Here is a 20,167-nt window from a genome sequence, read left to right on the forward strand (position 1 = left end):
GGCGGCAGCACGCCGCGCGGCAGTGCCATCAGCGGCGCAAGCTAACCTCGAACACACTGCCCTGTGGAGGCAGGTCACGCACCTGCGCCGTCCAGCCCTGGTGCGTGCAGATCCGCCTGACCAAGGACAAGCCCAGACCCAGGCCTTCGCCACGCGCCTGAGCGCCGCGCACAAAAGGTTGGAACATCTGTTCTTGCTGATCCAGGGGGATGCCAACGCCGCTGTCCTCCACGCGAAAGCTGCCGTTCTCGAGGATCAAGCGCACCGTGCCCTGCTCGGTGTAATGCAAGGCATTGCGCAGCAGATTGGAGATCACCGTGCGCAGGAACGTCAGGTTGTACTGCGCCTCATCCTGACCCTGGGTGATCAACTGGAACTGCAGGCCCTTCTCGTGCATCAGTGGCGCCCAGCGCTTGCTCTGCTCATCGGCAACGTCGGCCAGGGTCGCGCTGCCACCCTGGCTCGACTCCTGAGGCCTGGCCCGTGCGAGGATCAGAAAGGTCTGCACCAAGTCACGCATTTCCTCGCTCGCGCGACCGATGCGCTGTACCTGTTCAAGCTGGCGCGCATCCTGATTGGGTGCCTCTGCAAGCAATTCACAGGAGCTGGCGATGATCATCAATGGCGTACGCAGCTCATGGCTGACATCACTGGTGAACAGTCGCTCACGCTCCAGAGAATGACGCAACTGGCCGAGCGTACTGTCGAAGGCCGCCGCCAGGTGACCGACTTCATCGTCCGGGTATTCCGGCGCCAGGGCCGGGGCCAACTCGAGCAGCTGATCACGATGACGCACCTGGTTGGCCAGGCGGATCACCGGCGCCATCACCCGTCGTGCCAACAGCCAGCCAAGGCTCCAGGCGACCAGCAGGCTGAGCAGAAAGCCGGCCAGTACCACATTGAACAGCACCTGTTCGCGTGCCTCGAACTCGTGTTGCTCCTGCACCAACATGAAAGTCCGATCGTTTTTGCTGCGTTTGAACAGATAAAACGCCTGGTCGCCCTCGATCACCTCGGAAAACCCGTCGCCCGCCTCGGCGAACTGCGGCGGCACCTGGTAATCCGGTAGATGCGAGGCGAAAAAACGTGTGCTGGAATCCAGCCGTGGCCTCTCGCCACGCCGTATATCCTCATCGAGGACGATGCTCAGCTCACGATCAAGTTCCTGGGACACCAGGTGCTCTTCGACGAAGTGCACAATCGCCACGATGCTCAACGAAAATACGCCACTGACCACCAGCGTCATCAGCACGAAAGCGATCACGATGCGCCTCAGCAACGGCTGTTTAGACACCATTGGCGGACTCCGCCAGGCGATAACCGATACCGTGAATAGTGTGCAGCAAGGGTGTGGCGAAGGGTTTATCGAGCACTTGGCGCAGCTGATGGATATGGCTGCGCAGGCTGTCGCTGTCCGGGCAATTGTCGCCCCACAGGGCCTCTTCGAGGGCCTCGCGACGCACCACCGCCGGGCTGCGCTGCATCAACACGGCCAGCAGTTTCAGGCCTAGCGGGTTGAGTTTCAACGGCTGACCGGCGCGACTGACATGCAGGGTATCGAGGTCATAGACCAGCTCGCCGACTTGCAGCTGACGCTTACGATTACCCTGACTGCGGCGCAGGATCGCTTCGATGCGCGCCACCAATTCGGACAGGGCGAACGGCTTGAGCAGGTAATCGTCGGCCCCCGCACTCAAGCCATGCAGGCGGTCGTCGAGGGCATCGCGCGCGGTCAGCATGATGATCGGCGTATCACGCCGGGCATCCTCACGCAGGCGTTTGCACAACTGATAACCATCGATGCCCGGCAGCATGATATCCAACACGATCAAGTCGTAGTGCTCGGTGGCCGCAAGATGCAACCCACTCAGGCCATCCTGCGCGCAGTCGACGCTGTAACCCTTCAGGGTCAGGTAATCGAGGATATTGGCCAGAATATCCCGGTTGTCTTCCACCACAAGAATGCGCATGTCCGTTCAATCCTCAAGCGTGTCGCCACGATTTGATGTTTTTTTCACGCGGTTTCTACATTGATCTCACATGCTGATGTGCAGAGTGCACGGCATCTTTCCGCTGCCGGATCATACGATGCCAGCCTTGAAGTTTGCTCAACTGCGTTACCTGACGCTGATTCTACTGGCTTGGCTGACAGTTTTTACCCTGACCCGCAGTGCCTTGCTACTCAGTCACCTCGGCGAAGCGGATCTCGGCTTGAGCGAACTCGCCCGTTTATACGCCACAGGTCTGGGCTATGACCTGGGCTTTGGTTTTTACGCGGCACTGCCGCTGGCCCTTTACCTGCTGCTCTGCCCACGGCGCACCTGGCAGCAGCGCTGGCACCGCGGCCTGCTACATGGCGTAGTGGCTGTCAGCCTGTTCGCCATGCTGTTTACCGCCGTGGCGGAGTGGCTGTTCTGGGACGAGTTCGGCGTGCGCTTCAACTTTATCGCCGTGGATTACCTGGTTTACTCCGACGAGGTACTCAACAACATCCTCGAGTCTTATCCGATCTACCCGCTGCTGGCGGCTCTTGCCGTCATTGCGGCGGTTGCCGCCATGCTCTTGCGCAGCGCCACAGACGTCGCCCTCAACGCACCGCTACTGAGCTGGCGTGATACGCCATGGGCAGTAGTAGGGTTTGTCCTGGCGGCCTGCGTCAGCAGCCTGCTGCTCGACCAGGACTTCCCCCGCGGCACAGACGGCAATCCGTACCAACGCGAACTGGCGAGCAATGGCCCCTACCAATTCTTCGCGGCCTTTCGCAACAATGAGTTGGATTACCCACAGTTCTACGCCAGCCTTAACCAGGACGAAATCGCTAAGCAGTTGCGCGCCGAGCTAAGCGAGCCCAACGCACGCTTTATCGGCAGCGAACCTATGGATATTCGCCGGCTGATCGATAATCCCGGCCTGGTACAGCGGCGCAACGTGGTACTGGTGACCATAGAGAGCCTCAGCGCCAAATACCTGGGCAGCTTCGGCGACACTCGCGGTCTGACCCCCAACCTCGACCGACTACGCCAGCAGAGCCTGTTCTTCCCCAACTTCTACGCCACCGGCACCCGCACCGACCGCGGACTCGAGGCCATCAGCCTGTCGATGCCGCCGACGCCAGGGCGCTCTATCGTCAAACGCATCGGCCGTGAAAGCGGTTTCGCCAGTCTTGGCCAACAATTCCAGGCCCTCGGCTACGACAGCGCCTTCGTCTATGGCGGGCGCGGTTATTTCGACAACATGAACGCGTTTTTCAGCGGCAATGGTTACCGCGTGGTCGATCAAAGCAGCGTTAATGAGCACGATATCCACTTCAAAAATGCCTGGGGCATGTCTGACGAAGACCTCTACACGGAGACCTTGAAGCTGGCCGACGCCGACCATGCCGCCGGCAAGCCGTTCTACCTGCAACTGATGACCACCTCCAACCACCGACCGTACACCTACCCGAGCGGACGTATCGATATCCCATCGGGCTATGGCCGCGAAGGCGCCGTCAAGTACACCGACCATGCCATCGGCCTGTTTCTCGAACAGGCGCGGCACAAACCCTGGTTTGCCAACACCCTGTTCGTCTTCATTGCCGATCACACCGCCGGTAGCGCCGGCACCGAAGACCTGCCGGTGGCTAACTACCATATCCCGCTGTTCATCTACGCCCCGGCCTTTGTCCAACCACGCGAACATCCAGGCCTGACCAGCCAGATCGACCTGGCCCCGACCTTGTTGGGCCTGCTCAATGTCGACTACACCTCGACCTTCTTTGGCCGCAATGTACTGCGCGCGGATGCAGCGCCAGGCCGCGCCCTGCTTGGCAATTACCAACACCTCGGCCTATTCGATGGGCACGACCTGGCGATTCTCAGCCCACGCAAGCGCATGCGTCGCCACGCTGACGCCCTGGGTCTCAGCCACGAAGCGAGTGCCACGGCCGACGACCCGCTGATCAAACGCAATATCAGCTACTACCAGAGCGCCAGTTACGACTTCAGCCATCACCTGCTTGGCTGGCAGCAGACTCGCGCAACCGGCACCGAGCGACTCGCCGTCGCTCCGGCCCAGACCAAGGATCGTGACCATGCGCTTTGAACTCCTCCCGACCGCATCCAGGCCGTTCAACTTCCACCTGGGCTTCGGCCTGCCCCTCGCGCTGATGCTGTTGTTGTTGCTGGCAGATCCAACTGCGCTGGACTTCGTCATCGCCCACTGGGCCTACGATCCACAGGCGGGCTTTATTGGTCGGCATAGTTGGTTTCTCGAAGACATCCTGCATGACCGCGCCAAGCAGGTGGTGATCGCCATCGGCGTACTGGCCATTGTCGGTTTCGTGCTCAGCCTGCTAGTCGGGCGCTGGCGGGCATGGCGCCGCCCGCTGGGTTACCTGGTGTTGGCGATGGGGTTGTCGACCAGCTATGTGACGCCGTTGAAAGCCCTGACCGGCGTACATTGCCCCTGGAGCCTCAGCGAATTTGGTGGCGAGGAAACTTACACACCACTGCTCAGCAGCCGCGCAGCAACCGAGCACCCTGGGCGCTGCTGGCCCGGTGGCCACGCTGGCGCGGGTTTCGCGCTGCTCGCGCTGTTCTTCGTCCTGCGCGACCGGCGCCCAGGTCTGGCCAGGGCAGCGCTCGCCGTGGCCCTGATCTTGGGCATTACCTTCTCGGTCGGGCGCATGCTGCAGGGCGCGCACTTCTTCTCGCACAACCTGTGGACCGCGCTGTTCGACTGGCTGATCAGCCTGGGTTGCTACCGCCTGGTGCTATACCGGCCGCCCCTCACTTCAGCCCTCAGTCTCAGAGTTCGAGCCAATACAGGCACAGCGACAGACTGAGCAGCGAACCAAGGGTCGAGAGCAAGATAGTGCTGGAGACCACTGCCGCCTCGCGGCGATAGAACTCGGCCAGCATATAAGGCCCAGTACCCGTCGGCAGCGCGCTCAGCAGCAAGGCCGCAGCGGCCCACAGGGGCGGCAATTGCAGTACATGGAAAGCCAGTACCCAGGTAATCAATGGGTGAGCGATCAGCTTGATCAGCACCAGGGCGACGCTACCCTCGCTGCGCCCAACCTGCTTGTGGGCCAAAAACAGGCCGAGGGAAATCAGCGCACAGGGCGCGGTGGCACTGGCCAGCAAGTCGATAAAACGATGCAGCGGCGCTGGCAGCGCTTGGCCGCCCAGCGCCCACAGACCGCCAAGCAACGGCGCAACGACCAGCGGATTCTTGATCAATGCCAACAGCACCTTGGCCGTCGCACGCCGCAGGCTCTTTTCATCCTGCAGGGCGACCTCGATACACACCACCGCCAGGGCAAACAGCACACAGATCACGATCAGGCTGGCGATCAGCGCTGGCTGCAGCCCCTCGTCACCGAAAACCAGCAGACACAACGGAATGCCCATATAGCCGGTATTGGCGTAAGACGCGCTAAGTCCCTGGATGCTGGCATCGGCCAAATTAGCGACCCGCCGCAGGCGCCAGCACAGCGTCAGCAGGAACACCAGCAAGGTGCCCAGGCTATAGGCGAGGATGAACTGCGGCTGCCAGATCTGCGTCCAGACCGCCGTGGCTGTGGCCTCGAACAGCAACGCTGGCAGGCATAGCCAGACCACCAGGCGATTGATTTCCGAGGCGGCGCTCGGCCCAAGAACGCCCGTGCGGCGGCACAAGTAGCCGGCCAGGATCAGAGCAAAGATAGGCAGAATAACGTTGAACACCGAAGCCATGAAGCGGACCACCTACGAGCAAAGTGATCGCGCAGACTAAGGGCAGCAGGTCTACGCGTCTAATCGCAATGTGCTCGCATCAGGGCAGCTCAGCCTATCCGCGTGCTCAGCCAGCCTGCTCCGGCCAGAATGCGCGAATGCCGGCGACACCCTGAGCACCCGCTTGCCATGCGTGCGCTAAATCCTGCGGGCCGACACCGCCAAGCAGGTAGGTCGGCTGATTGAAACCGCGCAGCAGTTCGCCGACCAGGTCCCAACCCAGCGCCGGTGCATCAGGGTGGGTCGAGGTGGCTTGCAGCGGCGACAGGGTGACAAAATCCACGCCCATCTGTGTTGCCAGCGCCAGCTCTTGCGCCGAATGACAGGACGCCGCCAACCAACGCCCCTGAGCCAATGGTCGGCCCTTGCCGGCATATCGGCGCAGCTGCTCGGCGGTCAGGTGCCAGCCCGCCGCGGGAAAATCCCCCAGCCACTCCAACGGTCCCTTGAGCATCAGCTGCGCCTTGCCCGCGCAGAGCCCCTGGATATCCAGGGCCAAGTCACGGTACTGGGCATCGAACATACCCGGCGCACGCAGTTGGACCAGCCGAATGCCGGCGGCCAGCGCCGCGCGCACCCCTAGTAACAACGCCTGCGGAGTCAGCCCCTCTGGCGTGATCAGGTAGCGGTCGGGCAAACGGGCAGCGGCAATGATCGGCTGGTTCGCCGCCGGAAACTGATACTCGGCCAACTGCCGCGAACCGACCCAGGCCAGCGGCTGACCTTCGGCACCGTGGGGTTCGCCGGCGAAAGCCGACACCTCCCAGACATCCAGCAACACCTGCTTGTCCGGGTAATCGTGATGCACCTGAATCAATGGCCGCGCCTCAGTCGGGCGAACCCCCAACTCCTCCTCCAGCTCGCGAGCCAGAGCGGCCTCCACCGCTTCGCCGGGCTCGACCTTGCCGCCAGGAAACTCCCACAGCCCGCCTTGGTGCCTGTCGTCCGGGCGCTTGGCAATCAGGATACGGCCATCCGTCGCACGGATCACCGCGGCGGCTACATGAATGCGTTTCACTCCAACTGTTCCGCCTGAGCCGCCTGATACCAGCGCTGGAATGCCGGCCACTGATAGACCGTGGCCACATACGCCGCCGCCACCTCGGGCAACGCCACCCGATAACTGTGCAGCCGAGCCGCGACAGGCGCGAAGAAAGCATCCGCCAGGCTGGCGTGACCGAACAGGAAGGGGCCGCCCTCGCCGAAGTTGCCACGGCACTCGGCCCAGAGCGCACAGATACGGCGGATATCGGCTTCGGCATCAGCCGGCATCTCGGCCAAGGCCTGATCGCGCTTGAGATCCATCGGCAGATGCGTGCGCAGCGCCGCAAAACCGCTGTGCATCTCGGCACAGACACTGCGCGCCACCGCGCGGGCATATTCGCCGCGCGGCCACAGGTGGGCCTCGGGGAAGCTTTCGGCGAGGTATTCGCCAATCGCCAAGGAGTCCCACACCGGCCCCTCTTCGGTCTGCAGCAGCGGCACCTTGCCGGTCGGCGAATGCACAAGGATGCGCGCACGGGTGTCCGGACGATCGAGTGGGATCAGCACTTCGCTATACGGCGCCTCGGCCAGTTCCATGGCCAAGGCGGCGCGTAGCGACCAGGACGAATAGGTTTTGTTGCCGATGATCAGAACCAGGGACATGGGGGCACTCCTTGCGTGATGCGGTTGCTGAAGGGTCAATGGACATTAGGACGCAGCGCCGCTCAATAGCAAATTCCCATTGTTCATGCCCCCATGAACAATGGGAATACTCGACGCCGCTCGCGCCTACCCTGCGCCCAAACGGCGGTAGGCTGCGCTCAAGTGCGATATTCGGCGTTGATCTTCACGTACTCGTGGGACAGGTCGGTGGTCCAGATCGTCTCGCTGCAAGTACCACGCCCCAGTTCGATGCGAATGGTGATTTCCGCTTGGGCCATCACCGCCGCGCCCTGCTCTTCGGTGTAGCTGGCCGCACGGCAACCATGGCTGGCAATGCACACCTCGCCGAGGAACACGTCGATCAGGTTGACATCCAACTGCGCCACACCGGCACGGCCGACTGCGGCGAGGATGCGCCCCCAGTTCGGGTCGGAGGCGAACAGCGCGGTCTTGATCAGCGGGGAATGGGCCACGGCATAACCGACGTCCAGACACTCCTGATAAGTCGCCCCGCCATTGACCTGCACGGTGACGAACTTGGTCGCGCCTTCGCCGTCACGCACGATGGCCTGGGCCACCTCCATGCACACATCGAACACCGCCTGTTTGAGTGCGGCGAACAATGCGCCGCTGGCCTGGGTAATCTCCTCCAGCGGCGCCTGGCCAGTGGCGATCAACATGCAGCAATCGTTGGTCGAGGTGTCACCATCGATGGTGATGCGGTTGAACGACTTGTTCGCCGCATCGCGCAGCAAGTCCTGCAGCACACCTTGGCTGACCTTGGCGTCGGTCGCGATATAACCGAGCATGGTCGCCATGTTCGGCTTGATCATCCCGGCACCCTTGCTGATGCCGGTGACGGTGACCGTCACACCGTCATGCACGAACTGGCGGCTGGCGCCCTTGGGCAGGGTGTCGGTGGTCATGATGCCGCTGGCCGCCTCGGCCCAGTGGTCCGCGTCCAGATCGTCCAAAGCCGCCTGCAAGGCGCCTTCGATCTTCTCCACCGGCAGGGGTTCGCCGATCACCCCGGTGGAGAACGGCAGCACCGCCCCCTCCTCGACACCGGCCAGCTGCGCCAGGCTGGCGCAGCTGCGCATGGCATTCTGCAAGCCGGGCTCGCCGGTGCCGGCGTTGGCATTGCCGGTATTGGTCAGCAGGTAGCGCACGCTACCCAGGACACGCTTTCTCGCCAGGATCACCGGCGCCGCACAGAAGGCATTGAGGGTGAACACCCCGGCCACGCTGGAGCCTTCGGCGCAGCGCATGACTACCACATCCTTGCGCCCGGGGCGCTTGATGCCAGCCGAAGCGATGCCCAGTTCGAAACCTGGAACCGGGTGCAGGGTAGACAGCGGGCCAAGACCAACAGCCATAAGGTGTGCTCCTTGAGGGATTTAAGTGTCGCGCCACTGGGCGCGACCGAATTCGATGGCAAAACGCCGCGAGCGGCTAAGCCGTTCGCGGCGTTGTAGGTAGCGTGAGGAATCTACCCATCCAACCGGGTGACCAACAGGCCGTTGAGAAACCCAGCGCGCGAAGCCCGCAGTGGTTTATCAACCAGACTGTCAGTTGACCTGGCCGTGACAATGCTTGTACTTCTTGCCGGAACCGCAGGGGCAAGGCTCATTACGGCCGATTTTCGGCTCGGCACGCACTGGCGGCGGCGCAACGGCCACATCACCGTCTTCAGCCACGGCGTCGGGCTGCATCAGGGCAGAGGCTTCGGCGTGCTGAAACTGCATGCGTTCGGCCAGTGCCTCGGCTTCGCGACGCAGGCGTGCCTCTTCATCGACCTGATCTTCGCGACGCACCTGGACATGCGACAAGACCCGGATGGTGTCGCGCTTGATCGAATTGAGCAGCTCCTGGAACAGGGTAAACGACTCGCGCTTGTACTCCTGCTTGGGGTTCTTCTGCGCGTAACCACGCAGGTGAATACCGTGGCGCAGGTGATCCATGGTCGACAGATGATCTTTCCACAGGTCGTCGAGCACGCGCAGCAGAATCTGCTTCTCGAAGCTACGCAGAGCCTCGGCGCTGGCCAACTCTTCCTTCTCGTTGTAGGCCGCGATCAGCTCTTGCAGAATGCGCTCGCGCAGGGTTTCTTCGTAGAGTTTGTGGTCGTCGTCGAGCCACTGCTGGATCGCTAGTCTGAGGTTGAAGCCGGCATACAGCGCCTCTTCCAGGCCGGCGACATCCCATTGCTCGGGCAACGACTGCGGCGCGATATGTTCGTTGATGATGCCTTCCAGCACTTCCTTGCGGAACTCGGCAATGGTTTCGCCAATATCCTCGGCAGCCAGCAGGTTATTGCGCATGTGATAAATCACCTTGCGCTGCTCGTTGGATACGTCATCGAATTCCAGCAGTTGCTTGCGCATGTCGAAGTTACGTCCCTCGACCTTACGCTGCGCCTTCTCGATGGCGTTGCTGACCATGCGATGCTCGATCGCCTCGCCGGGCTGCATGCCCAGAGCCTTCATGAAATTCTTCACCCGATCCGAGGCGAAGATGCGCATCAGGTTGTCTTCCAGTGACAGGTAGAAGCGGCTGGAACCCGGGTCGCCCTGGCGACCGGAGCGGCCGCGCAACTGGTTGTCGATACGCCGTGATTCGTGCCGTTCGGAGGCGACCACATGCAGGCCGCCGGACTCGATCACCTGTTGATGGCGTTTCTGCCAGTCGACTTTAGTCTGCGCAATCTGTTCTTCAGTAGGGTTTTCCAGGGCGGCCACTTCGACCTCCCAGTTGCCCCCCAGGACGATGTCGGTGCCGCGACCGGCCATGTTGGTGGCGATGGTCAGCGCGCCAGGGCGCCCTGCCTGAGCGATGATCTCGGCTTCTTTTTCATGGAACTTGGCGTTGAGCACCTTATGCTCGATGCCTTCTTCATTCAACAATCGCGAGACGTACTCGGAACTGTCGATGGTCGCGGTACCGACCAGGATCGGCCGGCCCTGGGCCTGGCATTCCTTGATATCGGTAATAATCGCCGCGTACTTCTCTTCCTGGGTCAGATAGACCAGGTCGTTGAAGTCCTTGCGCTCCATTGGCCGGTTGGTCGGAATCACGATCACCGCCAGGCCGTAGATCTGATGGAACTCGAAGGCTTCGGTGTCGGCGGTACCGGTCATACCGGACAGTTTGTTGTACAGACGGAAGTAGTTCTGGAAGGTGGTCGAGGCCAGGGTCTGACTCTCGGCCTGGATCGGCAAACCTTCCTTGGCCTCGATGGCCTGGTGCAGGCCCTCGGACAGCCGTCGGCCCGGCATGGTGCGACCGGTGTGCTCGTCGACCAGCAGTACCTGATCGGTCTGCACAATGTATTCGACGTTGCGGTTGAACAGCTTGTGCGCCCGCAAGCCGGAATAGACGTGGGTCAGCAAGCCGAGGTTATGCGCCGAATAGAGGCTCTCGCCCTCGGCCAGCAAACCGGCCTCGGTGAGCACTTCCTCGATGAACTGATGGCCAGCCTCATTCAGCTCAACCTGGCGGGTCTTCTCGTCGACCGTGTAATGGCCTTCCTGAGTGACCACGCCTTCCTCTTCCTCGATGTGCAGCTTGAGGGTCGGGATCAGCTTGTTGATCTCGGTATACAGCTTGGAGCTGTCTTCGGCCTGGCCGGAGATGATCAACGGGGTACGCGCCTCGTCGATGAGAATCGAGTCGACTTCGTCAATTACGGCGAAATTAAGCTCGCGCTGGAACTTGTCCTCCATGCTGAAGGCCATGTTGTCGCGCAGGTAGTCAAAACCAAATTCGTTGTTGGTGCCATAAGTGATGTCGGCAGCATAGGCGGCACGCTTTTCATCTGGCGGCATGAAGGGCGTAACGATGCCCAACGACAAACCGAGGAATTCGTACAGCGGACGCATCCAGTTGGCATCGCGCCGAGCCAGGTAGTCGTTGACCGTGACCACATGCACGCCTTTACCATCCAGCGCGTTGAGGTAGACCGCTAGGGTTCCCACCAGGGTCTTGCCTTCGCCGGTACGCATTTCGGCAATCTTGCCTTCATGCAAGGACATGCCGCCGATCAACTGCACATCGAAGTGGCGCATGCCCATGACGCGCTTGCCCGCTTCACGGGCTACAGCGAAGGCTTCCGGCAGCAACTGATCGAGGGTTTCACCTTTGGCCAGGCGGGCCTTGAACTCGGCGGTCTTGGCACGCAGTTGCTCATCCGAGAGCGCGAGCATCTGCTCCTCGAAGGCATTGACGACCTGAACCGTCTTGAGCATGCGCTTGACTTCACGCTCGTTCTTGCTTCCAAAGAGCTTTTTTAACAAAGGCGCAAACATATAGGCAGGGTCTTCCACGCGTATGGATGGAGGGCGGCCCATGAGTCGCCCATGCAGCCCTCATGGCTGCGTGCGAAGGGGGCATTCTACCCGGAAACGGCGATGAAGAAAGCGGCGTTATTCGACGTCGCTGACTCGAGCGATATAGCTGGTGGGGTTGACCACCCGGCCATTTTGACTGACTTCGAAATGCACATGGGAACCGGTAGAGCGGCCGGTGCTACCAACCTTGGCGATAACCTGACCGCGCTGCACCAGATCGCCAACCTGCACTAGATTGCGCTGATTATGCGCATACAAGGTGACGTAACCATCGACATGGCTGATTTCCACGGCATTACCGTAGCCGGATCGGCGGCTTGCCGCGGTCACGACACCCGCTGCTACGGCGATCACATCACTGCCGGCCTTGGCGGCGAAGTCCACGCCCTTATGCACGCTCAAACGCCCGTTCATGGGGTCGGTACGCCGGCCGAACGGCGATGATATATAGCCTTGCAATACCGGGCGCCCCGCAAGATATTCGGCTTCATGGAGTTGGCGATCGGCGAGCAGCTGCTCCAGCACCTCGAGCTGCTGCTCACGGCTGTCCAGGCGCAGGGCAAGATCATCGAGGGTGCTGATGAATGACGGCGGAGAATAGGCTGAGCCACCGAACAGTTCTTCCGGACCGCCCTGACCCACGCTCAAGGAAAAATCGAATTCACTGGCATCCAGCTCGGCCAGCTCGGTCAAGCGTTCGCCCAGTGCATCCAAGCGGGTCAAGCGTGCCTGCAACTCGGCAACATGGGCGGCGAACGCATCCAATTGACGCTGCGCTTTGACCCGCACCGCGCCCACTTCCGCACGCTGCCGATCCAGCGCCGCGGTCAACTGCGCGCTGCCTGGCGCGTTTTCCGCTTGCGGCACGACCCACGCACCCACTGCGACCCCACCGCCAAGCACCACCACGATCAACATGAGCAGCGCAACCAGCAACCAACGTAAGTCCAGAATCAGTGAGCGCGCGGCACCGTGACTCCGATTGAGTAGAATAATGTGCATGGCTTCCCCATTAAGGCAGAGCCAAAGTCGGCGGCAGAGAGTCTGCTACCATGGCGGCTCCACAACTTCAGGCGTCCTGCCATGACGTTTCGTCCCTTGCCGGCCAAAGCACCCGCCGCACTAATGCGCGAAGCGAAGCCTTTGAGAGCGCTGTTTAGTCAGGCGCAACGCATCGATCACCTGCAGCACTTACTTGAAAGCCAGCTACAACCCGCGGCCCGCGAACACTGCCATGTAGCATCCTGGCGCGAGGGTTGCCTGCTTCTTATCGTCACCGATGGCCACTGGGCCACCCGCTTGCGTTATCAGCAACGACGCCTGCTAAGGCAGCTGCAGACACTCGAAGAGTTCGCGACCTTAACTAAGATCCTGTTCAAGGTGCAACCGCCAACTGCTGAAAGGCGTGCACCCGGTCGCACAATCAGCCTATCCAGCAGCGCTGCCGAGAACATCCAGGCCACTGCAGACGGCATAACCGACCCCAAACTGCGCGCCGCCCTGGAGCGACTGGCCAAGCATGGCCAACCCCGCGAATAGCGCCAAAACAAGCTGGGCCATGGCGAATGGTTTGCGGCTGTTTTGCAGAAAAAAGAAGCCACCCGAGGGTGGCTTCATAAACAAAGGGAGAGAGTTTTTACTTACACCGCCGCAACCGGACGCATGTAAGAGATAGGCGCATTCTTGATGTCATCGAAGGTGACCACTTCCCAAGCGTCCGGCTGCTCGATCAACGCGCGCAGTAGACGATTGTTCAAGGAGTGCCCCGACTTGAAACCGCGAAACTCACCGATCAGGCTATTGCCCAGCAGGTAGAGATCGCCGATGGCATCGAGGATCTTGTGCTTGACGAATTCGTCCTCGTAACGCAGGCCGTCTTCGTTCAACACACGAAACTCATCAACCACGATGGCGTTATCCACGCTGCCGCCGAGCGCAAGGTTCTGCGAACGGAGGAACTCGATGTCACGCATAAAGCCGAAGGTGCGCGCGCGGCTGACTTCCTTAACGAAGGAGGTGCTGGAAAAATCCACGCTGGCCGACTGGGTGCGATTGCGGAAAACCGGGTGATCGAAATCGATCTCGAAACTCACCTTGAAGCCTTCGAAAGGTACGAAGGTGGCGCGCTTGTCGCCCTCCTCGACCGTCACTTCGCGAAGGATACGGATGAACTTCTTGTGCGCTTCCTGCTCCTGCAACCCAGCTGACTGAATCAGGAATACAAAGGGACCAGCACTGCCATCCATGATCGGCACTTCGGACGCGGAGAGCTCGACGTAGGCGTTATCGATGCCCAGGCCAGCCATGGCCGAAAGCAGGTGCTCTACCGTATCCACCTTGACGTCACCACTGACCAACGTGGTCGACATGGTGGTTTCACCAACATTGCACGCCCGCGCGGGAATTTCCACGACAGGGTCAAGGTCGGTACGACGGAACACGATACCGGTGTCCACAGGTGCCGGCTTCAGGGTCAGGTATACCTTCTCCCCGGAATGCAGGCCGACGCCAGTGGCGCGGATAATGTTCTTCAGGGTACGTTGTCTGATCATGGCTTTGGCCGCTATAGCACTAGTTGCGAATTGTTTTCAACAATGGCCGGCGATAATAGCAGAACCGGCCTTTGCTGAACACCAATCGCCCCAATACTCCTGATACACGCCATCAATCGGCCTGACGACGCAGGAAGGCCGGAATGTCCAGGTAATCCAGGTCATCCTGCGGGTTCAGCTTGGCCGCGGCTGCACCGCCGCCGTGACTTTGCCGCTGAACGGTTGGGCGCTCGTAGTCCTTGTAATTGACGCTTTGCTCGCCACGCGAAGCTGGGGTAGCAGCCGACGAAGCACTGCTGGTCGTGACTTGCACGGTATTGTCGATCACCTTGACCGGTTTCTCGATTTTTGCGCCCAGGCCAGTGGCGACCACAGTGACGTGCAGCTCGTCGCGCATGTCCGGATCAATCACGGTACCCACCTTGACGGTGGCGTGCTCGGAAGCGAACTGTTCGATGATGTTACCCACGTCGGAGTATTCGCCCAGGGACAAATCGGGACCGGCGGTGATATTCACCAGGATGCCACGCGCACCCTGCAGGTTGACGTCTTCCAGCAGCGGATTGCGGATTGCCGCCTCAGTGGCTTCACGCGCACGGTTCGGACCACTGGCGCAGCCAGTGCCCATCATCGCCATGCCCATTTCGCTCATCACGGTTTTCACGTCGGCGAAGTCGACGTTGATCATGCCCGGACGCTTGATGATGTCGGAGATACCGCGCACGGCACCGGCCAGTACGTCATCCGCTTTGGCGAACGCCGACAGCAGGCTGGCGTCTTTACCGAGGATGGTCAGCAGTTTTTCGTTGGGAATGGTGATCAGCGAGTCGACGCTTTCCGCCAGGGCGCGAATGCCTTCCTCGGCGATTTGCATACGCTTTTTGCCTTCGAACGGGAACGGACGGGTCACCACAGCGACGGTGAGAATGCCCATTTCCTTCGCCACCTGGGCGATCACCGGCGCAGCGCCAGTACCGGTACCACCACCCATACCGGTGGTGATGAAGACCATGTCGCAACCTTGCAGCACTTCGGCGATGCGCTCGCGGTCTTCCATGGCGGCCTGACGGCCGATTTCAGGATTGGCGCCCGCGCCCAGGCCCTTGGTCACGCCCGTACCCAGCTGCAGGATGGTGCGCGCACCGATGTTTTTCAGTGCTTGCGCATCGGTATTGGCGCAGATGAATTCGACGCCTTCGATGTTGTTCTTCGACATGTGGTTGACCGCATTGCCGCCGCCGCCGCCCACGCCAATTACCTTGATAACCGCACTTTGCGGGATGTTGTCTACGAGTTCGAACATTTTCCCTCTCCTTTGCTTCTAGTTGTAACGCCTACTGCATAAACGCTTGTTAAATCAGAAATTGCTTTGTACCCAGCGCTTCACGCGCTCGAATAGCGGTGTCTTGGGTTCATCGCTGTAGCTGCCGATGGTCGACATCGAGATGCCGTCAGCCTGCTTCTGCAGGCCATATAGCAACAGGCCCACACTGGTGGAATAAATCGGGTTACGCACTACATCGGCCAGGCCCTTGACGCCTTGCGGCATGCCCAGGCGGACCGGCATGTGGAAGATCTCCTCGGCCAACTCGACCGCGCCTTCCATCTTCGAGGTGCCGCCGGTGAGCACGATGCCCGCCGGGATCAGGTCCTCATAACCGCTGCGGCGCAGCTCGGCCTGGATCAAGGTGAACAGCTCGTCGTAACGTGGCTCGACCACTTCAGCCAGGGACTGACGCGACAAGTCGCGCGGCGGACGATCACCGACGCTCGGCACCTTGATGGTCTCGCCCGGACCGGCCAGTTTGGCCAGGGCACAGGCATAACGGATCTTGATTTCTTCGGCGTACTGGGTCGGTGTGCGCAACGCCATGGCGATGTCGTTGGTGACCTGATCGCCCGCAATCGGAATCACCGCGGTGTGGCGAATTGCGCCTTCGGTGAAGATGCAGATGTCGGTGGTGCCACCGCCAATGTCGACCAGGCACACGCCCAGCTCTTTCTCGTCATCGGTGAGCACCGCATAGGCCGAGGCGAGCTGCTCGAGAATGATGTCGTCGATTTCCAGGCCGCAGCGACGCACGCACTTCTCGACGTTCTGCGCCGCATTCACCGCGCAGGTCACCACATGCACCTTGGCTTCCAGACGCACGCCGGACATGCCCAACGGCTCGCGCACGCCTTCCTGATTGTCGATCACGTAATCCTGCGGCAGGGTGTGCAGCACCCGCTGATCCGCCGGGATCGCCACGGCCTGGGCTGCATCCAGTACGCGCTCAAGGTCGGCCGGGCTGACTTCGCGATCACGGATGGCCACGATGCCGTGGCTGTTGAGGCTGCGAATATGATTACCGGCCACGCCGACGAAGGCCGAGTGGATGCGGCAACCCGCCATCAGCTGCGCCTCTTCCACCGCACGCTGGATCGACTGCACGGTCGATTCGATATTGACCACCACGCCCTTCTTCAGGCCGCGCGACGGGTGGGTGCCGATACCGACGATCTCCAACTGGCCATCGGCAGTCACTTCACCGACCAGCGCCACCACCTTGGAGGTGCCGATATCGAGGCCAACGATCATCTTGCCGCTCTGCACGTTTACCATGTGTCTCGCCTTCTCCTGATTCACTGCACGACAGCGGTATCAGCCGCCGTGGGCGCAACCGGCTCACGCCACGCCACGGCCAGGCCGTAGGCGTAACGCAGATCGATTCGCGCGATATTCGTTTGTTGCTCTTTCAGCGCCTTGTCGTAGATGGCGCTAAAACGACGCATTTTTTCCACCAGGTGGTCACGGCCCAACAGCAGCTCGATCCCCTGCCCGGTGGAGAGGAACCAGCTGCCGCGCTCACGCAGCTCCAGTCGCGCCACGGAAAAACCCATTGGACGCAACATCTGGCTGAGCACCTGGTACTGCTGCATGACCTTCTGTTGTGCCCGCTTGGGGCCATACAGCTGCGGCAGGTGCTGATAGTTCGCCTGTTCCTTGGGCGCGAAGGCCTTACCCTGGTTGTTCAACAGGGCCTCATCGCCCCAGCGGGCAATCGGCAGGTGCTCCTCGAGGCGCACCACCAATTGGTCCGGCCAAACCCGCCGCACCTGCGCACTGGCGATCCAGGGCATCTGCTCCAGCTCATGACGCATGCCCGGCAGATCGACACTGAAGAAACTCGCTTTAACGAACGGCTCGATATGCTGCTGGATCGCCTGCTGGCTGATGTAGCTGAGATCGCCCTCGACGCTGATCTTGGCGATCGGCCGGTCCGCGTAGGGCAGCAGGCGTTGCGCCAACTCGTAAGCTGCGAAGCCCAACACCAGCAGCAACAGCGGCCAGGTGATGCGCTTGAGCAGAGCAAAATTGGGTTTGGGCAACCGCAGGCCGACCGACTCCTTGGCCACCATGCGGCTGGCACCGCGCTGCGCAGGCTTGCCGCGCAACGGTGCACGTGCAGAGCCTGGCTGGTGACGCAAAGTGGCGATCATGGTTTAACCCCGCGCCTCAAGTCTGTCGGCGAGGATCGCCAACACCAGTTGTTGAAAATCCAGACCGGCAGCACGCGCCGCCATCGGCACCAGACTGTGATCGGTCATGCCCGGTACGGTGTTGACCTCCAGCAGCCAGAACTTCCCGGCAGCGTCCTGCATCACATCGACTCGCGCCCACCCCTGGGTAGCGACCGCTTCACAGGCCCGCGCACTGAGGTCTTTCAGCTCTTCTTCCTTGGCCGCATCGAGGCCACAGGGGATGCGGTACTGGGTATCGCTGGCCAGGTACTTGGCGTCGTAGTCGTAGAACGAATGTGGCGTGCCTAGGGCAATCGGCGGCAGTACCTGACCGCGCAGCAGGGCGATGGTGTATTCCGGACCGTGAATCCACTGTTCGACCAACACCTGCGAATCGTATTGGCTGGCGTCCTGCCAGGCGGCGATCAAGGCGTCGACATCGGCCACCTTGGCCATGCCAATGCTCGAGCCTTCATGGGCCGGTTTGACGATCAGCGGGAAACCCAGCTCTGCCGCGGCGGCGCGGCAGTCCTCGGCACTGGCCAATACCGCATGACGCGGAGTCGGCAGGCCGAGGCTTTGCCAGACCTGCTTGGTGCGCAGCTTGTCCATGGCCAGGGCGGAAGCCAGAATGCCGCTGCCGGTATAAGGGATGCCGGCGCACTCGAGCAGGCCTTGCATGCTGCCGTCTTCACCGCCGCGACCGTGCAGCACGATGAAGGCGCGGTCGACTTTCTCGGTGAGTAGACGCTGCAGAAAATCGTCGCCGACATCGATGCCAAAGGCATCCACGCCCGCACTTTGCAGCGCTTTGAGCACGGCATTACCGGAGTTCAGCGAGACCTCACGCTCGGCGCTCTTGCCGCCGAACAGCACGGCGACGCGGCCGAAAGCCGTAACTGGCAGGTGCGACTTCAAGGATTCGGCGCTCATTTGGACTCCTCCTCTTTCGACTCGCCGACAGCCACGGCGAACAGCGCGCTTTGCAGCAGTTGCGGGGCCAAGCCACCGATATCGCCGGCACCCTGGCATAGCAGGATGTCGCCAGCGCGCAGCAACGGCTTGATCAGCGGCGCCAGGTCGACGCCACGCTCGATGTAGATTGGGTCCAACTGACCACGCTGACGGATGCTGTGGCACAGGTGCTTGCTGTCAGCCCCCGGGATCGGCTCTTCGCCGGCCGGATAGACTTCCATCAACAGCAGGACGTTGGTGTCGGCCAGGACCTGGACGAAATCCTCGTAGAGGTCGCGGGTACGGCTGAAACGGTGCGGCTGGTAAACCATCACCAGACGACGACCTGGCCAACCACCGCGCACCGCCTTGATCACCGCCGCGACTTCGCGCGGGTGGTGGCCGTAGTCGTCGACCAGCATCACGCTGCCGTCGGCCACCGGCAACTCGCCATACACCTGAAAGCGTCGGCCGACGCCCTGGAAACCGGACAGCCCCTGGACGATGGCTTGATCGCTGATACCTTCATCAGTCGCAATAGCAATAGTCGCCAGGGCATTGAGGACGTTGTGATTGCCCGGCATGTTCACCGACACATCCAGCGGCTCGCAGTCGCGACGCAGCACGGTAAAGAAGGTCAGCATGCCCTGCTGGCGCACGTTGATCGCGCGCACGTCGGCATCCTCACCGAAGCCGTAGGTCATGACCGGGCGCTTCACCTGCGGCAGGATCTCGCGCACGATGGGGTCGTCGACGCACATCACTGCCAAGCCGTAGAACGGCAGGTTATGCAGGAACTCGACGAAGGTTTTCTTCAACTTGTTGAAGTCGCCCTCGTAGGTGCTCATGTGGTCCATGTCGATATTGGTGACCACCGCAACCATCGGCTGCAAATGCAGGAAGCTGGCATCGCTTTCGTCCGCTTCGGCAATCAGGTAGCGGCTGGCGCCCAACTGGGCGTTGGTGCCCGCCGCATTCAGGCGACCGCCAATGACGAAGGTCGGGTCCAGGCCGCCAGCGGCGAACACCGAAGCCAGCAGGCTGGTGGTGGTGGTCTTGCCATGGGTGCCGGCCACGGCAATGCCATGTCGGTAGCGCATGAGTTCGGCGAGCATTTCCGCACGCGGCACCACCGGGACACGTCGCTCCAGGGCAGCGGCCACTTCCGGGTTGGACGTATTCACGGCACTGGAGACCACCAGCACATCGGCGTTCTCGGCGTTCTCGGCGCGATGGCCGATATGGATCTGCGCACCAAAACTCTGCAGACGTTCAGTCACCGCCGAAGCCTTGAGGTCGGAGCCGGACACCTGATAGCCCAGGTTGAGCAGCACTTCGGCGATGCCGCACATACCGGCACCACCGATGCCGACGAAGTGGATGCGGTGGATACGGCGCATCTCAGGCT

The 20,167-nt window shown here is 61.4% G+C and carries 17 protein-coding genes; 3 read left to right on the plus strand and 14 right to left on the minus strand.

The window, feature by feature from the left end; genetic code table 11:
- Window positions 1-28: 28 nt before the first annotated feature.
- Window positions 29-1,297 (minus strand): sensor histidine kinase, encoded by a 1,269-nt coding sequence (locus tag VCJ09_RS19160; RefSeq protein WP_324731662.1) that lies wholly within the window; start codon window positions 1,295-1,297, stop codon window positions 29-31.
- Window positions 1,287-1,970, minus strand: a complete 684-nt coding sequence (locus tag VCJ09_RS19165) for a response regulator transcription factor (protein ID WP_324731663.1) — start codon at window positions 1,968-1,970, stop codon at window positions 1,287-1,289. The genes VCJ09_RS19160 and VCJ09_RS19165 overlap by 11 nt, the downstream gene beginning before the upstream one ends.
- Window positions 1,971-2,088: 118 nt before the next feature.
- Here VCJ09_RS19165 and VCJ09_RS19170 point away from each other — a divergent pair, with 118 nt between their 5' ends.
- Window positions 2,089-4,083: an LTA synthase family protein gene (locus VCJ09_RS19170; RefSeq protein WP_324731664.1), complete on the plus strand. Its 1,995-nt coding sequence runs from the start codon at window positions 2,089-2,091 to the stop codon at window positions 4,081-4,083.
- Window positions 4,073-4,825 carry a phosphatase PAP2 family protein gene (locus VCJ09_RS19175; RefSeq protein WP_324731665.1) on the plus strand — a complete coding sequence of 251 codons (753 nt, stop codon included), beginning with the start codon at window positions 4,073-4,075 and terminating at the stop codon, window positions 4,823-4,825. Before VCJ09_RS19170 ends, VCJ09_RS19175 begins: the two co-directional genes overlap by 11 nt.
- Here VCJ09_RS19175 and VCJ09_RS19180 read toward each other — a convergent pair.
- The 6 genes from VCJ09_RS19180 to VCJ09_RS19205 all read right to left on the minus strand — a co-directional run bounded on the left by VCJ09_RS19180 (window position 4,788) and on the right by VCJ09_RS19205 (window position 12,751).
- Window positions 4,788-5,717, minus strand: a complete 930-nt coding sequence (locus VCJ09_RS19180) for an AEC family transporter (RefSeq protein ID WP_324731666.1) — start codon at window positions 5,715-5,717, stop codon at window positions 4,788-4,790. The genes VCJ09_RS19175 and VCJ09_RS19180 overlap by 38 nt on opposite strands.
- Before the next feature lie 106 nt (window positions 5,718-5,823).
- Window positions 5,824-6,774, minus strand: coding sequence for a Nudix family hydrolase (locus VCJ09_RS19185; RefSeq protein WP_324731667.1), 951 nt, complete (start codon window positions 6,772-6,774; stop codon window positions 5,824-5,826).
- Window positions 6,771-7,403 carry a glutathione S-transferase family protein gene (locus VCJ09_RS19190; RefSeq protein WP_324731668.1) on the minus strand — a complete coding sequence of 211 codons (633 nt, stop codon included), beginning with the start codon at window positions 7,401-7,403 and terminating at the stop codon, window positions 6,771-6,773. The genes VCJ09_RS19185 and VCJ09_RS19190 overlap by 4 nt, the downstream gene beginning before the upstream one ends.
- 158 nt (window positions 7,404-7,561) lie before the next feature.
- Window positions 7,562-8,779 carry a bifunctional glutamate N-acetyltransferase/amino-acid acetyltransferase ArgJ gene (gene argJ, locus VCJ09_RS19195; protein ID WP_324731669.1) on the minus strand — a complete coding sequence of 406 codons (1,218 nt, stop codon included), beginning with the start codon at window positions 8,777-8,779 and terminating at the stop codon, window positions 7,562-7,564.
- A 192-nt stretch (window positions 8,780-8,971) separates the two neighbouring features.
- The gene (secA, locus tag VCJ09_RS19200; RefSeq protein WP_324731670.1) at window positions 8,972-11,707 is read right to left on the minus strand and encodes a preprotein translocase subunit SecA; all 2,736 of its coding nucleotides are present in this window, start codon (window positions 11,705-11,707) and stop codon (window positions 8,972-8,974) included.
- 117 nt (window positions 11,708-11,824) lie between these two features.
- Window positions 11,825-12,751, minus strand: a complete 927-nt coding sequence (locus tag VCJ09_RS19205; protein WP_324731671.1) for a M23 family metallopeptidase — start codon at window positions 12,749-12,751, stop codon at window positions 11,825-11,827.
- Between the two features lie 81 nt (window positions 12,752-12,832).
- Between VCJ09_RS19205 and VCJ09_RS19210 the strand changes: the two genes are divergently transcribed.
- Entirely contained in the window at window positions 12,833-13,288 is a 456-nt protein-coding gene (locus VCJ09_RS19210) for a DciA family protein (RefSeq protein ID WP_079203087.1), read from the plus strand.
- Window positions 13,289-13,389: 101 nt separating this feature from the next.
- On the opposite strand, the gene lpxC is transcribed toward VCJ09_RS19210, so the two are convergent.
- The 6 genes from lpxC to murC form a co-directional block, all read right to left on the minus strand.
- Complete coding sequence (lpxC, locus tag VCJ09_RS19215) at window positions 13,390-14,301, minus strand: UDP-3-O-acyl-N-acetylglucosamine deacetylase (protein ID WP_324731672.1); 912 nt, start codon at window positions 14,299-14,301, stop codon at window positions 13,390-13,392.
- A 112-nt stretch (window positions 14,302-14,413) separates the two neighbouring features.
- Window positions 14,414-15,604, minus strand: a complete 1,191-nt coding sequence (ftsZ, locus tag VCJ09_RS19220) for a cell division protein FtsZ (RefSeq protein WP_079203089.1) — start codon at window positions 15,602-15,604, stop codon at window positions 14,414-14,416.
- Window positions 15,605-15,658: 54 nt separating this feature from the next.
- Complete coding sequence (ftsA, locus tag VCJ09_RS19225; protein WP_324731673.1) at window positions 15,659-16,906, minus strand: cell division protein FtsA; 1,248 nt, start codon at window positions 16,904-16,906, stop codon at window positions 15,659-15,661.
- Window positions 16,907-16,926: 20 nt separating this feature from the next.
- Window positions 16,927-17,784, minus strand: coding sequence for a cell division protein FtsQ/DivIB (locus VCJ09_RS19230; RefSeq protein ID WP_324731674.1), 858 nt, complete (start codon window positions 17,782-17,784; stop codon window positions 16,927-16,929).
- 3 nt (window positions 17,785-17,787) lie between these two features.
- Window positions 17,788-18,738 (minus strand): D-alanine--D-alanine ligase, encoded by a 951-nt coding sequence (locus VCJ09_RS19235; protein ID WP_324731675.1) that lies wholly within the window; start codon window positions 18,736-18,738, stop codon window positions 17,788-17,790.
- A complete protein-coding gene (murC, locus tag VCJ09_RS19240; RefSeq protein WP_324731676.1) occupies window positions 18,735-20,159 on the minus strand; it encodes a UDP-N-acetylmuramate--L-alanine ligase in 1,425 nt (474 codons plus the stop codon). Before murC ends, VCJ09_RS19235 begins: the two co-directional genes overlap by 4 nt.
- Window positions 20,160-20,167 lie beyond the last annotated feature (8 nt).

This window comes from Pseudomonas paeninsulae (genome assembly GCF_035621475.1).
Lineage (GTDB): Bacteria > Pseudomonadota > Gammaproteobacteria > Pseudomonadales > Pseudomonadaceae > Aquipseudomonas > Aquipseudomonas paeninsulae.